This window comes from Micromonospora sagamiensis, assembly GCF_014680085.1.
Taxonomy (GTDB): Bacteria; Actinomycetota; Actinomycetes; order Mycobacteriales; family Micromonosporaceae; genus Micromonospora; species Micromonospora inyonensis.
Window position 1 is genome coordinate 1,359,632 of record NZ_AP023438.1, and the last position, 13,797, is coordinate 1,373,428.

The 13,797-nt window shown below is 73.6% G+C and carries 15 protein-coding genes; 3 read left to right on the top strand and 12 right to left on the bottom strand.

The features are described 5' to 3' along the window. Positions 1 to 53: 53 nt before the first annotated feature. Both IGA62_RS05630 and pepN read right to left on the bottom strand, forming a co-directional pair. On the bottom strand, positions 54 to 1,022 hold the full coding sequence (locus tag IGA62_RS05630; RefSeq protein ID WP_145815943.1) for a threonine/serine dehydratase: 969 nt from the start codon (positions 1,020 to 1,022) through the stop codon (positions 54 to 56). Then, positions 1,019 to 3,532 carry an aminopeptidase N gene (gene pepN / locus IGA62_RS05635; RefSeq protein WP_145815942.1) on the bottom strand — a complete coding sequence of 838 codons (2,514 nt, stop codon included), beginning with the start codon at positions 3,530 to 3,532 and terminating at the stop codon, positions 1,019 to 1,021. The genes IGA62_RS05630 and pepN overlap by 4 nt, the downstream gene beginning before the upstream one ends. Before the next feature lie 67 nt (positions 3,533 to 3,599). Between pepN and IGA62_RS05640 the strand changes: the two genes are divergently transcribed. Next, a complete protein-coding gene (locus IGA62_RS05640) occupies positions 3,600 to 3,818 on the top strand; it encodes a DUF397 domain-containing protein (RefSeq protein ID WP_067312494.1) in 219 nt (72 codons plus the stop codon). An 81-nt stretch (positions 3,819 to 3,899) separates the two neighbouring features. On the opposite strand, the gene IGA62_RS05645 is transcribed toward IGA62_RS05640, so the two are convergent. The 3 genes from IGA62_RS05645 to IGA62_RS05655 all read right to left on the bottom strand — a co-directional run bounded on the left by IGA62_RS05645 (position 3,900) and on the right by IGA62_RS05655 (position 6,285). Next, the gene (locus tag IGA62_RS05645) at positions 3,900 to 4,247 is read right to left on the bottom strand and encodes a hypothetical protein (protein WP_232624890.1); all 348 of its coding nucleotides are present in this window, start codon (positions 4,245 to 4,247) and stop codon (positions 3,900 to 3,902) included. A 215-nt stretch (positions 4,248 to 4,462) separates the two neighbouring features. Further along, entirely contained in the window at positions 4,463 to 5,638 is a 1,176-nt protein-coding gene (locus tag IGA62_RS05650; RefSeq protein ID WP_145815941.1) for a zinc-dependent alcohol dehydrogenase, read from the bottom strand. Next, positions 5,635 to 6,285 carry an SRPBCC family protein gene (locus tag IGA62_RS05655; protein ID WP_145815940.1) on the bottom strand — a complete coding sequence of 217 codons (651 nt, stop codon included), beginning with the start codon at positions 6,283 to 6,285 and terminating at the stop codon, positions 5,635 to 5,637. Before IGA62_RS05655 ends, IGA62_RS05650 begins: the two co-directional genes overlap by 4 nt. 263 nt (positions 6,286 to 6,548) lie before the next feature. Here IGA62_RS05655 and IGA62_RS05660 point away from each other — a divergent pair, with 263 nt between their 5' ends. Then, positions 6,549 to 7,283 carry a class I SAM-dependent DNA methyltransferase gene (locus IGA62_RS05660; protein ID WP_145815939.1) on the top strand — a complete coding sequence of 245 codons (735 nt, stop codon included), beginning with the start codon at positions 6,549 to 6,551 and terminating at the stop codon, positions 7,281 to 7,283. Then, positions 7,280 to 8,299, top strand: coding sequence for a glycosyltransferase (locus IGA62_RS05665; RefSeq protein ID WP_198501203.1), 1,020 nt, complete (start codon positions 7,280 to 7,282; stop codon positions 8,297 to 8,299). The genes IGA62_RS05660 and IGA62_RS05665 overlap by 4 nt, the downstream gene beginning before the upstream one ends. 87 nt (positions 8,300 to 8,386) lie before the next feature. Here IGA62_RS05665 and IGA62_RS05670 read toward each other — a convergent pair whose 3' ends face one another. From IGA62_RS05670 to rplU, 7 genes are all read right to left on the bottom strand, one after another. Further along, positions 8,387 to 9,037: a DUF3618 domain-containing protein gene (locus tag IGA62_RS05670; RefSeq protein ID WP_145815938.1), complete on the bottom strand. Its 651-nt coding sequence runs from the start codon at positions 9,035 to 9,037 to the stop codon at positions 8,387 to 8,389. After that, positions 9,034 to 9,510, bottom strand: coding sequence for a phage holin family protein (locus IGA62_RS05675; protein WP_377465169.1), 477 nt, complete (start codon positions 9,508 to 9,510; stop codon positions 9,034 to 9,036). Before IGA62_RS05675 ends, IGA62_RS05670 begins: the two co-directional genes overlap by 4 nt. Positions 9,511 to 9,577: 67 nt before the next feature. Further along, positions 9,578 to 10,462 carry a DUF3987 domain-containing protein gene (locus tag IGA62_RS05680; RefSeq protein WP_232624891.1) on the bottom strand — a complete coding sequence of 295 codons (885 nt, stop codon included), beginning with the start codon at positions 10,460 to 10,462 and terminating at the stop codon, positions 9,578 to 9,580. Positions 10,463 to 10,856: 394 nt separating this feature from the next. Continuing rightward, positions 10,857 to 11,306 (bottom strand): GNAT family N-acetyltransferase, encoded by a 450-nt coding sequence (locus IGA62_RS05685; RefSeq protein ID WP_145815937.1) that lies wholly within the window; start codon positions 11,304 to 11,306, stop codon positions 10,857 to 10,859. 70 nt (positions 11,307 to 11,376) lie between these two features. Further along, positions 11,377 to 12,852, bottom strand: a complete 1,476-nt coding sequence (obgE, locus tag IGA62_RS05690; protein ID WP_145815936.1) for a GTPase ObgE — start codon at positions 12,850 to 12,852, stop codon at positions 11,377 to 11,379. Positions 12,853 to 12,972: 120 nt separating this feature from the next. Continuing rightward, positions 12,973 to 13,230, bottom strand: coding sequence for a 50S ribosomal protein L27 (gene rpmA / locus IGA62_RS05695; RefSeq protein WP_145815935.1), 258 nt, complete (start codon positions 13,228 to 13,230; stop codon positions 12,973 to 12,975). Positions 13,231 to 13,241: 11 nt separating this feature from the next. After that, positions 13,242 to 13,556 carry a 50S ribosomal protein L21 gene (gene rplU, locus IGA62_RS05700; RefSeq protein ID WP_088982529.1) on the bottom strand — a complete coding sequence of 105 codons (315 nt, stop codon included), beginning with the start codon at positions 13,554 to 13,556 and terminating at the stop codon, positions 13,242 to 13,244. Positions 13,557 to 13,797: the final 241 nt, after the last annotated feature.

Consider the following 13,797-nt stretch of genomic DNA (forward strand, 5'->3'; position numbering starts at 1 on the left):
GTCGACCTGCCCTGCTCCACGGGTGCGGCAGCGGTCACAGCGACCGCCGCCGCTCACCCCAGGTCGGCCGGGTCGGTGTTCGCGCCGCACAGCACCACGGCGACCCGCTCCCCCGGCTCCGGTCGGTAGACGTCGGCGGTCAGCGCCGCCAGGGCCGCCGCCGCACCGTGCTCCACCACCAGCCGGTACCGGTCCCACAGCCACCGACGCGCGGCCACCAGGTCGTCGTCGCCGACCAGCAGGGACCGGACGCCGCAGCCGACCGCCACGTCGAAGGCGATCCGGCCGAGCCGGCGCGCGCCGAGCGAGTCGGCGGCCACCCCGGACACCGTGACGTCCGTCGGTCCTCCCGCTGCCAGGGCGGCATGCAGGGTGGGCGCGCCGACCGGCTCCACCCCGACCACCCGGGCCAGCCCGTCGAGGGCGGCGGCCACGCCGGCCATCAGGCCACCGCCGCCCACGGCCACCAGCACGGTGTCCACCCCACCGGTCTGCTCCCACAGCTCCACCCCGAGCGTGCCGGCCCCGGCCACCATGGCCGGCTGGTCGTACGCGTGGCAGAACGCCGCCCCCGTCTCGTCGGCGCGTACGGTGGCGGCCTCGTACGCCTCGGCGTACTCCCGGCCGACCTGCACCACGGTGGCGCCGAGGGCGTGCAGCCGGCGGACCTTCGCCGGTGCGGAGATGGTCGGCACGAAGATCTCCGCCGGGACCCCGAGCCGGGCGGCGGCGTAGGCCACCGCGACCCCGGCGTTGCCCCCGGACGCGGTGACCACCCCGGCGGCGGTCAGTTCCCCGGTCTCGGCGGCCGACCGGATCCGGTTGACCGCGCCCCGGGCCTTGAAGGTGCCGGTCTGCTGGAGCTGTTCGAGCTTGAACCAGAGCGCGCCACCACCGGCCGGCGGGTCGGCGGCCGACACCGGCGTCCGGCGGACGTGCCCGGCGATCCGGGCCACGGCGGCGTCCACGTCGACGCGGGTGACGGCGGTGTCCCTGCCGTCGGCGGTACCGGCGGAGGTCACGCCGCCACCGCGCGGGCGGTCCGGGCGACCAGGGCCCGCCGCAGGTCGTCGTCGGCGTCGGTGACCACCCGGCGCAGACCGGGGGTGAGGTCCTCCCGGGCCAGCAGCGCCGCGGCCATTTCCCGGGTCGAGGCTGCCACGGCGTACCGGGGGTAGGCCAGCTTCGCGACCTGCTCGGCCACCCACGCGGTACGCAGCGTCGCCGCCGCCGGCATCTCGGCGAAGTACCGCGCCACGTACGGCCCGGTCACCTCGGCCTGTTCGGGCTGCCAGAAGCCCCCGGCAGCCGCCTCGACCAGCCGGTTCGACAGTCCGGTGTCCCGGGTGACGATCTCCCAGGCCCGGCGCTTGGCGTCCGGGTCGGGCAGCGCCGCCCGGCACCGGGCCGCCTCCACCGCGCCGGTCGCGCTCGGATCGGCGGTCGCCTCGGCGGCGATCTCCGCCTCGCCGGCCGCACCGAGCACCACCAGCCGACGCAGCAGCGACCAGCGCAGGTCGGCGTCGACGGTCAGCCCCTCGGGCACTCCGGTGCCGGCCAGCCAGCCGCCGAGCAGTGCGGTGTCGGTGTCGGCCGCGATCAGCCCCTGGGCCGCGGCGAGCTGAAGCGACCCGCCGGCCGGCGCGGCGGCCAGCAGTCGTCGGCAGGCTCCGGCCACCTCGGCCAGCGCCGCGTCCCGCGCCCCCGGTTCGAGGTAGCGGTCGATCAGCGGGCGGCTCAGGGCGAGCACGTCCTCGGCGATGATCACCTCGGTCTCGGCGGGGAGCGCCGCCGCGATCAGCGCCACCACGTCGGTCACCGGCCGCTCCCCGTCGGTCGCCGCGTGCAGCGCCTCGCCCCAGAGCAGCGCGCGGGCCAGCGGGTCGGCCAGGCCCGGCAGCACCAGCGGTACGGCGTCCGCCGAGGCCGGGTCGAGGCGTACCTTGGCGAAGGTCAGGTCACCGTCGTTGGGCAGCAGCAGCCGGGCCGCCGGCCGACCGGCCAGCTCGGGTAGGACGGTACGGCCGCCGTCGGTGTCCGGGTCGAGGTCGACCTCCCGTCGCTCCACCGTCCCGTCGACCGAGTAGAACCCGACCGCGATCCGGTGCGGACGCAGCACCGGGTGGGTCTCCGGGGCGGTCTGCGAGATGGCCACCTCGGTGTACCGGCCGTCGGCGTCCAGGCCCACCTCGGCCCGCAGGGTGTTCACCTGCGGCCGGCGCAGCCAGCGCTCCGCCCAGCCGCCGAGGTCCCGCCCACTGGCGGCGCTCAGGCTGGCCAGCAGGTCGGCGAGGGTGGCGTTGCCGAACCGGTGCGCGGCGAAGTGCGCGTTCAGGCCGGCGAGGAACGCCTCGTCGCCGAGCCAGGCGACGAGCTGCCGCAGCACGCTGGCGCCCTTGGCGTACGAGATGCCGTCGAAGTTGAGCAGGCCCTCGGCGGCGTCGGTGACCTCCTCGGGGGCGACCGGGTGGGTCGAGGGGCGCTGGTCGGCGGCGTACCCCCAGGCCTTGCGCCGCAGCGCGAAGGTCGTCCACGCCTGGTCGAAGCGGGTGGCCTCGGCGGTCACCCGGACACCGAGGTACTCGGCGAAGGACTCGTTCAGCCACAGGTCGTCCCACCAGCGCATGGTGACCAGGTCACCGAACCACATGTGCGCCATCTCGTGGGCGATCGTGGTGGCGCGCAGCTCGCGCTGCGAGTCGGTCACCGCCGACCGGAAGACGTAGTCGTCGCGGATGGTGACCAGGCCCGGGTTCTCCATGGCACCGGCGTTGAACTCCGGCACGAACGCCTGGTCGTACTTCTCGAACGGGTAGCGCTCGGCGAAGAGCTGGTGGAAACGGTCGAGGCACTGCCGGGTGACGGTGAAGATCTCCTGGGCGTCGGCGTCGAGGTGCGCGGCGAGGGAACGCCGGCAGTACAGGCCGAGCGGGATGCCGTCGTGCTCGGTCCGCCGGACGTGGTACGGCCCGGCGATCAGGCTGAAGAAGTACGTGGCCAGCGGCGCGGTCGGGGCGAACTCCCAGCGTCCGGGGCGGGGCGTGGCGGCGAGCGGCCCGTTGGCGGCGACCGTCCACTCCGGTGGGGCGGTGACGGAGAGGGTCACCGGGGCCTTCAGGTCGGGCTGGTCGAAGGCGGCGAAGATGCGCTGCACGTCGTCCAGGAAGGACATCGCGTAGAGGTAGGTCTCGCCGTCGACCGGGTCGACGAACCGGTGCATGCCCTCACCGGTGTTCGAGTACGCCATCTCCGCCTCGACGGTCAGCGTGTTCATCGTGGCCAGCCCGGTCAGCGGCAGGCGGTCGTCGACCAGCAGACCCGGGTCGAGGGCTCGGTCGTTGAGGCGGACCCCGACCAGCTGGGCGGGTTTGACCTCGACGAAGGTCTCCGCTCCGGGGGTGGCCCGGAAGGTGATGGTGACGTGGGAGTGGAAGCGGTCACCGTCGCCGGTCAGGTCAAGGTCCACCTGGTAGGACTCGACGGTAATCGACGCGCCACGCGCAGTCGCCTCTACACGGCTCAGGCTCGGCATCCGCTTATCCTGCCCGATGAGGGAACCGACAGCGTTCCCATTACTCCCGGCACTGGAGGAAGCAACAATGGGTCAGCACCCCAAGGGCGATTTCGACCTGTCGCGGGCCGTCTGGCAGCGCGCCGAGGGGGACACCTCCGACAGCGCGGTCGAGGTCGCCTTCGTCGACGACCTGATCGGCATGCGCAACTCGGCCGAGCCGGACGGCCCGGTCCTGGTCTTCACCCAGGCCGAGTGGGACGCCTTCGTCGCCGGCGCGCAGGACGGCGAGTTCGACCTGGACTGAGACCTGCCCCCGCGATCGGGCGCTCGACGGCGGGCGACGTGGGATCCGACGGGAACCCACGTCGGCCCGGTCCGGCCCCGGTCACCCGTCACCGTCGCCCCACCCGAGCCCGCCGAGGCCGGGACCGTGGTGGAAGCCGGGATGACCGACCACGTCGGCGCAGCGCTCCCCGTCCGGGCCGATCGCCCCGCAGAACAGCGGCTCCGCCCGGTGCCAGGCGTTGGCCGGCGAGCAGGCCGCACCACCGAGCGCCATCTCGGGACGGAGCAGGCTGAGCGCCTCGGCGTACTCCACCGCCCGTTCACGCGCCTCGGTCAGGTGCGCCGCCTCGAAGGCGAGATGCGCGGTGTAGAGCCGGGGTGGCACCGGGAGCCGCCGACCGTCACGCCGCCGGTCCACCCGCCACCGGGGTGACCTGTTGTCCTTCATGCCGCTCCCTCCCGTCACCGGCGCTCGGCGTCGGTCCGCGCCACGCTCCGACACCCGCGTCGGATCGCGCCGCCGGTCTGCCCAGCCAAGCAGGATCCGGCCCCACGGGGAGGAGCCAGCGGACGTGGCCGGAGCTGGCCCACACCCCGCAAGCCGCTGGCCCACACCCCGAGGGGCCGGACCACCGTGGAGCCGTGCGGAGCTGTGCCGGACGGTCAGGCCTGCGGGTGCAGCACGGTACGCAGGCAGGCCTCCTGCTTCTTCTCGAAGATCTCGTAACCGCGCACCCCGTCGGCCAGCGGCATCGGATGGGTGGCCAGGTAGCCGGGGTCCATCTCACCGGCGGCGATCCGGTCCAGCAGCATGGGGATGTAACGCTGGGCGTGCATCTGCCCCATCCGCAGCACCAGCGCCTTGTTCATCGCCGCGCCGAGCGGGAACTTGTCCACGAACCCGCCGTAGACGCCGACGATGCTCACCGTGCCGCCCTTGCGGCAGGCCATGATCGCCTGCCGGACCGGGACCGGCCGGTCGGTCTGCAACCGGGCCGTCTGCTTCGCCTTGTCGTACGCGTATCCCGGGCCGACGTCGTGGGCCTCCATGCCGACCGCCTCGATGCAGGCGTCCGGTCCACGGCCGGCGGTCATCTCCCGCAGCGCCTCCAGCACGTCCGTCTCGGCGTAGTTGACCGTCTCCACACCGAGCCGGTCCGCGGCGGTGGCGAGCCGCTCCGGCAGCCGGTCGACCATGATGACCCGCTCGGCCCCGAGCAGCTGCGCGGCGCGGGCGGCCATCTGCCCGACCCCGCCGGCACCCCAGACGGCGACCACCTCACCCCCGGTGAGGTGACAGAAGTCGGCGGCCATCCAGCCGGTCGGCATCGCGTCGGAGGCGAAGACCACCGAGTCGTCCGGCACCCCGTCCGGGACCTTGAACGCGCCGATGTCGCCGAACGGGACCCGCACGTACTCGGCGTGGCTGCCGGAGTAGCCGCCGGCCGCGTGCGAGTACCCGATGATGCCCGCCGGGGAGTGCCCCCAGAGCTTCTCGGTGAAGACCGGCTGCGGGTTCGAGTTGTCGCAGAGCGAGTACTGCTCGGTACGGCAGTACCAGCAGCCGCCGCAGGCGACCACGGAGCCGACCACCACCCGGTCGCCGACGCGGAGCCGCCGGACGTCGGGGCCGGTCTCCACCACCTCGCCCATGAACTCGTGGCCCAGGACGTCGCCCTCCCGCATCGCCGGGAGGTAGCCGTTGATCAGGTGCAGGTCGGAGCCGCAGACGCTGCTGGCCCGGACCTTGACGACGATGTCCCCGGCCGAACGGATCCGCGGCTCCGGCACGTCGCGTACGGCCAGCTTGCCGACGCCCTCCCAGCAGAGTGCCTTCACGGCCGTCCTCCCGCCGTCAGCCTGTCGCGGACCACGTCGGTCACCCGCTCCTGCGCCGGGGTCCGCCCCGACGGGTCGCGGTACGTGTCGATGACCTGGCCGCACTCGATCAGCGCCTTGATCCGGCGCAGGGTGGTCCGCAGCCCCAGGTCCGGATCGTTCCCCCGGGCCAGTCCCAGCGCCCGACGCAGCGGGCCGCCGGAGCGGTACCACAGCTCGGCCCGGATCTCGGTGCCCCGGCCGCCGGGAGCGGGAACCAGGTCGACGTGCCCCTCCTGCGGCACCCGGCCGTCGGTGACCTCCCAGGACAGCCGTCCCGGCCCGTCCACGGTCACGTCCGCCCGCCACTCGGTCCCGCCCTCGCCGGAGGGGTCGCGGGCCACGCACCGCCACCGGCTCGGGCCGACCTGCTCCAGGGTCGCCCACTCGCCGAGGGCCCGGTCGAGCCGTTCCCGGTCGGTCCAGAAGCCCACGACGGCCTCGACCGGCCGGTCCACCGTGACTCCCCGGCGCACCACGTACCAACCGTTGGCCGTGTCCGGTTGCCGCCGGCGCCGCCGGGCGGCCACCGTGCGCCCGACGCCGACCGCCCCGCCGGTGGCGACGACGGCGCCGAGCAGCGTCCACCTCGTCCTGTTGCTGGTCATCACGTCTCCTCCAACCGGGCGTCCAGGGATGGATCGTCCGTATCCCCGCGCTACCCGGTCAGGTGGCGTCGAAACGGCCCCGGTCCCCGTCGGCGACGCAGGTTTGGTGACCGGGATTGCGGGCACCTGCCCGGGGCAACCGCCCGCCGCCGTCCGGGGACCGTCCGGACGCGCCGCCGCCCCGGCACCCGACCGGCCGTCACCGTCACCGTCACCGTCACCGTCACCGTCACCGTCACCGTCACCGTCACCGGGGAGCACCGTTGTCCTTCGACGCCAGCGAGTACGGTCGGCGCGTCGCGGACGTCTACGACGAGGCGTACGCCCATCTCACCGCCGACGACGCGGTGGACCGGCTGGTCGGGCTCGCCGAGGGCGGCCCGGTCTGCGAGTTCGGCATCGGCACCGGGCGGCTCGCGCTCCCCCTGGTGCAGCGGGGGCTGAGCGTGGCGGGTGTCGAGGGATCCCCGGCGATGGTCGCCGGCCTGCGCGCCAAGCCCGGCGGCGACCGGATCACGGTGACCGTCGGGGACTTCTCCTCCGTCCGGGCGCCGGGTGAGTTCGCGCTGGTGCTGCTCGCCTTCAACACGATCTTCGCGCTGCCCGACCAGGCCGCCCAGGTCGCCTGCTTCCGCAACGCCGCCGCGCACCTGCGCCCCGGCGGACGGTTCGTGGTCGAGACCTGGGTGCCCGACCCGGGCGCGTTCCGGGCCGGCACGGCCCTGCGGCCGGTCCGGGTGGCCGAGGACGAAGTGCTGCTGGAGGCGGCCGTGCTGCACCCGGCGGAACAACGGATGACCACGACCAAGCTGCGGATCACCGGCTCCGGCGTCCGCCTGCTGCCGGCCAACCACCGCTACGCCTGGCCGGCGGAACTGGACCTGATGGCCCAACTGGCCGGCCTGCGCCGGGAGCACCGCTGGGCGGACTGGACCGGCCGGCCGTTCACCGACGAGAGCCGCCAGCACGTCTCGGTCTACCGGCGGGAGGAGTCGTGAGCACCCCGCTCCGTCCGGTGCCCCGCACCGCCTCGTCGACCACCGCCACCGTCCGGCTGGCCCTGTCGTACGTGCTGCCGCTGCGCTGGTCCGACGACGTCGGGCTGGGCGAACTCACCGGGTATCTGCGGCAGCTCGCCACGCGGGTCGAGGTGACCGTCGTCGACGGTTCCCCGCCGGAGGTCTTCGCCCGGCACGCCGCCGTCTGGCGCGGCCTGGTGCGGCACGTCCCGCCCGATCCGGCGCTGCGCGGCGCGAACGGGAAGGTGACCGGGGTGCTCACCGGCGTGCGCCTGGCCGGGCACGAGCACGTGGTGATCGCCGACGACGACGTCCGCTACGACGAGGCGGGACTGCGCGCCGTGCACCGGCTGCTGGGCCGGGCGGACCTGGTCCGTCCGCAGAACTACTTCGACCCGATGCCCTGGCACGCGTACTGGGACACCGGTCGGATCCTGCTCAACCGGTCGCTCGGCGCGGACTACCCGGGCACCCTGGCGGTGCGGCGGAGCACCTTCCTCGCCATGGGCGGCTACGACCCGGACGTCCTCTTCGAGAACCTGGAGCTGATCCGCACCGTGCGGGCGTACGGCGGCACCGAGGCGGCACCGGCCGACCTCTACGTCCGCCGGCTGCCCCCGGCCGCCCGGCACTTCCTCGGGCAACGGGTGCGGCAGGCGTACGACGACCTGGCCCAGCCGGTGCGGCTGGCGGTCTTCCTCGCGGTGCTGCCGGCCCTCGGCGCGGCCGTCGTCGCGCGTCGCCCCGGCCCGGTCCTCGGCGCGGTGGCGGCCACGGTGGCGCTGGCCGAGGCGGGACGCCGTCGGGCCGGCGGCACCCGGGTCTTCCCGGCGGGAGCCGCTCTGACCGCCCCGCTCTGGGTGCTCGAACGGGCCACCTGCTCCTGGCTGGCGCTGGGGCAGCGGGTGCTCTTCGGTGGCGTCCGCTACGCCGGCACCCGGATCCGTCACGCCGCCCACTCCCCCCGCACCCTCCGTTCCCCCCGACGCCCCTGAGCGGGTGCACACAGCGGCTCGCGGCCACCTCCGGCAGTTGGTGCCGGGGATGGCCGCGAGCCGCCGCGTACGGGTCCGGACGGCTGGTCAGTGCCGGACCTGTTCGCGCGCGTGCTGCGCCTGGTCCCGTACGTCGTGAGCGGCGGACCGGGAGTCGTCCTTCACCGTCTGCACGGCCTCCTGGGCGGTCGACTTCACCGACTCGGTGGCGTGCTGCGCCGGCTCGCGGAGCTGCTCCTTCATCTCGCTGGCGACCTCACCCAGCTTCTCGGTGACCACGTGCGAGTGCTCGCGCGCCTTCTCCTTCACCTGGGTGGCGGCCCGCTGCTCCCGGTCGGTGGCGGGCAGCAGGGACGAGGCCAGCCAGCCCACCCCGAAGGCGATCAGGCCGGCGGCGAGCGGGTTCCCCTGGGACTTGCGGCGCAGGGTCTGCGGGGCCCGGTGTGCCGCGTCGCCCACCGACGAGGCGGCCGACTGGGCCGCGTGGCCGACGTTGGACGCCGCCGAGGAGGCACGGTCGGTGACCGAGTGGGCGGCGTGCCCGCCGGCGTGGCCGAGGTCCGACGCGGTTCCCATCACCTTGTCCCTCACATTCTGCAGGGCGTTACGTGCCTGCTGCTTGCGGTCGTCGACGATGCGGCTCGGGCTGACCTTGTACGCCAGGGCGTCCACATCGGAGCTCAGGTTGTTCCGGGTGGCTTCGATCTCACGGCGGATCTGGTCGGGGTCGGTGCTCATCGGGTGACTCCCTCCGGGTGGGGCTTCAACGCGTCCGGGATCCGGTGCACGGTGTCGTTGGTGCGCTTCAGACCCCGTACGCGCTCGGCGTTCTTCTTGCCCATCGAGTAGAGGACGGCGGCGACCACGCCCCAGAGGACGGCGACGATCAGTGCCGCCCAGCCGGCGTCCATCACGTTCGACAGTCCGGCCCAGAGGGCGATCGAGAGGAACAGCGCCACCATGTAGCCGCCGAAGCCGGCTCCGCCGAAGAGTCCGGCGGCCTTGCCGGCCTTCTTCCCCTCCTCGCGGATCTCGGCCTTGGCCAGTTCCACCTCCTGCCGCATCAGCGTGGAGAGGTCGGCGGTGACCTGCCGCATGAGGTCGCCGACCGAACGGTTGGTGACCTCCTCGGCGGTGTGCGGGTGGGCTTGCCCGTTCAGGTTCGTCGTGGGCTGGTAGGTGGGGTCGTACCCCTGGGTCGGCATGCTCACGCCGCCGTCTCCTTTCCGTGCGCGCCGGTCCGCGCCCGGTCGGGGGCGTGCCGGCTGGTCAGCGGGTTCACGGGCGGGTGACGCCGCTCGACGGGACGCCCGGCAGCGGGTCGGTCTGGTCGACCGGCGGCAACGGACGGCCGGTGCCGGTCGGCGGCAACGGCTCGACGTAGCCGGTCGACGGCGTCGGGTCGACATACCCGGTCGACGGCGTCGGGTCGGCGTAGCCACCCGGACGCGGGGGCTGGGTGTACCCACCGGCCAGCGGGTCGGCGTAACCCGGGTCGGGCACCGCGTACGCGCTGGGCGGGATCACCGCGGTCCGGTCCGGGTCCGTGACCGGCTGGTAGGCGCGGTGGCCGTTCGTCGTCTGCCCGTCGTCGGTGGCGGCGATGTTCTTGGTCAGCCGGCCGGCGAGGACGCCGAGCAGGGCCGCGCCCACCAGGAAGGTGCCGGGGTTACGGCGGGCGTAGTCGCGGACCTCGTGGAGCAGGTCGCCCGGCTGGCGCTCCTCCAGCCAACCGGCGACACCGTGCACCCGCTCGGCGGCCTGGTGGGCCAGTTCGGTCACCGGACCGGCCTGCCCGCCCTGCTGCGCCATCGCGCGCATCTCGTCGGCCAGCGAGCGCAGGCCGTTCGCCGCGCGTCGCTGCTGGTCGCCAGCCTGGCTGGCGAGTTGGGTGCGGGCCTCGCCGTAGACGTTGCGAGCCTGCCGGGTGGCCTCACCGACGACTTCCCGACCCTGCTCCTTGGCGGTCTGCGCGACCGCGCCGCCCGCCTGGGCGGCCTCCGCGCCAACCTGCTTGGCCTGCTCACGGACGCCGCTGTCCGAGTTCGACGTACCGTTGTGCGACTCGTAGGTGGCACTGTGCGATCCGTACGTGCCGTTGTGCGGCTCGTAGCCGTAGCCGGTGCTGTGGTTCGAGGACGTGGTTGCCGGATCGTAGGTCATGGTCTGCCTTCCGTCCGCTAGAAACTCGTCGCGGTTCTACTGGGGGGATGTCGCCGACACTTTCGCCGGCTGCCTATTGACCTACCCCCGGTTGACGGGTCCATGCCGGTCTTCTTTGCCGATTCGCCACGGCGGCGCGCCCGATCAGGAACAATGCCGGCCGGCGCGCTGAGCCGGCTCGGCGGACGAGGTGGGCACGCTGATCCGGCCCGGCCCGGCGGACAGCAGGCACCAGGCAGCAGGCACCAGGCACCAGGCACCAGGCACCAGGCAGCGAACGGGCCGGCAGGCGGCAAGCGGGCGGGCAGGCAGACGGCAAGCGGCAGGCGGACGCAGGCAGGCGATGCGGCCCCGGGCAGGTACCACCGGGGCCGGCCGCTCCGCTGGTGACAGGTCAGGCGGCCAGCGGAAGCCGCTTGGCGAAGCAGACGCTGTACGGGTTGCCGACGTACTCCCCGTACACGGGAATCGGGGCGTACCCGCAGGAGGTGTAGAGCGCGATCGCCGCCGGCAGGTAACGGCCGGTCTCCAGGCAGAGGGTGTGGTGCCCCGCCTGGAAGGCCAACTCCTCCAGGGCGGCCAGCAACTGCCGGCCGATGCCCCGCCCCCGGAACGCCGGGCGGACGTACATCCGTTTGATCTCGCCGGTGCCGCTGTCCAGGGCCTGGACCCCGCCGCAGGCCACCGCCCGCCCGTTGACCACGACCGCCAGGTAGCGAATGTCCTCCCGGGTCAGGGTGGCCTGGCCGTCCAGCCCTCCGTCGGCCTCCCGCAACTCGCGCTGCTGCGCCGTGACCAGGGTGGCGATCTCGGGGTCGCCGGCAGGACGCGTCTCGATCAGCATCCCGCCACGGTAGGACGGCCGGATTTCCCGCAGGTTTCCGGCGGTGGACCCGGTCACGGAGCGCAGCCGGCTATTCGGCGTCGTCGCCCGCGTCGTCCTCGGCGTCGTCGTCGACCTCGTCCCCGGCCACGATCTCGTCCCCCGGACGCTGCCGGCGGGCCTTGCGCGCGGCGAGCCGGTCGGCCGCCGAGGCCCGGTTCGACTTGTCCTCCAGGCGCACGTCGGTGCCCCGGTTGCCGGGGACGAACTCGACACCGGCGTAGAGGGTCGGCTGCCAGTCGAACTCGCGTTCCCCGATCCGCACCAGGTCACCGGGCTGGGCCCCGGCCTTGGCCAGCTTCTCCTCGACGCCGAGCCGGGCCAGCCGGTCCGCGAGGAAGCCGACCGCCTCGTCGTTGTCGAAGTTCGTCTGCCGCACCCAGCGTTCCGGGCGCGTACCGCGCACCACATAGGAGCCGTCGGGCTGGGCCTCGATGGTGAAACCGGCGTCGTCGACCGCCTTCGGGCGGATCACGATCCGGGTGGGCTCGGCCGGCGGTGCGGCCTGCCGGGACTGTTCCACCAGCTCCGACATCGCGTAGATCAGCTCGCGCAGCCCCTCGCGGGTGGCCGCGGAGACCTCGAAGACCCGGTAGCCACGTTCCTCCAGGTCCGGCCGGACGATCTCGGCGAGGTCCCGCCCGTCCGGCACGTCGATCTTGTTCAGCGCGACCAGCCGGGGCCGGTCGGCCAGCCCGCCGTACTCGGCCAGTTCCGCCTCGATGGTGTCGATGTCGGCGACCGGATCCCGCCCGGGCTCCAGGGTGGCGGTGTCGACCACGTGCACCAGCACGGCGCAGCGCTCGACGTGCCGGAGGAACTCCAGTCCGAGCCCCTTGCCGGTGGCCGCACCGGGGATCAGCCCCGGCACGTCGGCGACGGTGAAGGTGCTCTCGCCGGCCTGGACGACGCCGAGGTTGGGCACCAGGGTGGTGAACGGATAGTCGGCGATCTTGGGCTTGGCGGCGGAGATCACCGAGATCAGCGACGACTTGCCGGCCGAGGGGAAGCCGACCAGACCCACGTCGGCGACACTCTTCAACTCCAGGACGACGTCGAGTTCGTCACCGGGCTCACCCAGTTCGGCGAAGCCGGGGGCCTTGCGCTTGGCGTTGGCCAGCGAGGCGTTCCCCCGGCCGCCCCGGCCGCCCCGGGCCGCCTCGAAGGTGGTGCCCGCGCCGACCAGGTCGGCGAGCACGGTGCCGTCGGGAGTCTGCACCACGGTGCCGTTGGGGACCTTGAGCACCAGGTCGCGGCCGTTGGCCCCGTCCCGGTTCGAGCCCGCGCCGCCCTTGCCGTTGTCGGCCTTGACGTGCGGACGGAAGTGGAAGTCGAGCAGGGTGTGCACCTGCGGGTCGACGACCAGCGAGACACTGCCGCCGTGTCCGCCGTTGCCGCCGTCGGGGCCGCCGAAGGGCTTGAACTTCTCCCGGTGGATCGAGACACAGCCGTGTCCACCGTCGCCGGCCCTCAGGTGCAGGACGACCCGGTCCACGAACATCGTCACGTCGTCAATCCTCTCCGCGAGGCTCTGTCCCCCGCACGGAAACGCCCCGGCGCAACGCCGGGACGTGAAAAAGACGAAGCGGGCCGGGACACCAGGTCCCCGGCCCGCTTCGTCGGAAGACTACTGCCCCGCCGGTACGATGCTGACGGTCTTGCGACCGCGCCTGGTACCGAACTGGACCGCACCGGCCGCCAGCGCGAAGAGCGTGTCGTCTCCGCCACGGCCGACCAGGTCACCGGGGTGGAACTTGGTGCCACGCTGCCGGACGATGATCTCGCCGGCGCTGACGACCTGACCACCGAAGCGCTTCACGCCGAGCCGCTGGGCCGCGGAGTCGCGACCGTTACGCGAGCTGGACGCACCCTTTTTGTGAGCCATTGGAGGACGACCTACTTCCCGCTGGAGATGCCGGTCACCTTGACCTGGGTCAACGGCTGGCGGTGACCCTGGCGCTTGTGGTAGCCGGTCTTGTTCTTGAACTTGTGGATCCGGATCTTCGGGCCCTTGGTGTGCGCGGCGATCTCGCCGGACACCGCGACCTCGGCGAGCTTGGCCGCGTCGGTCACCAGGTCGTCACCGTCGACGAGGAGCACCGCGGTGAGCTTCACCGCGTCGCCGGGGGCACCGGCGAGCTTCTCGACCTCGATCACGTCGCCCTCGGCGACCTTGTACTGCTTGCCGCCGGTCTTGACGATCGCGTACATCGGAGGCGGACTCCCTGTCGTTGAGGCTGCTGGCGGTAGTTCCCGCGGCGGCTCACCGGGCGTCTGAGGCGCGGCGGCTCGGGCAGCGAGAACTCGGCGCACCAAAGTACGCCGCAGGCAAGCGTACGCCATGCCCGGCCCCGGCCCCAAACCGGGGGCCGCCCCGCCGTGTCCCCCGGCCGGGCCGGGGACCTGCCCCGACAGGCGACCGGACCCGGACACGCGACCGGCCCGGCACGCG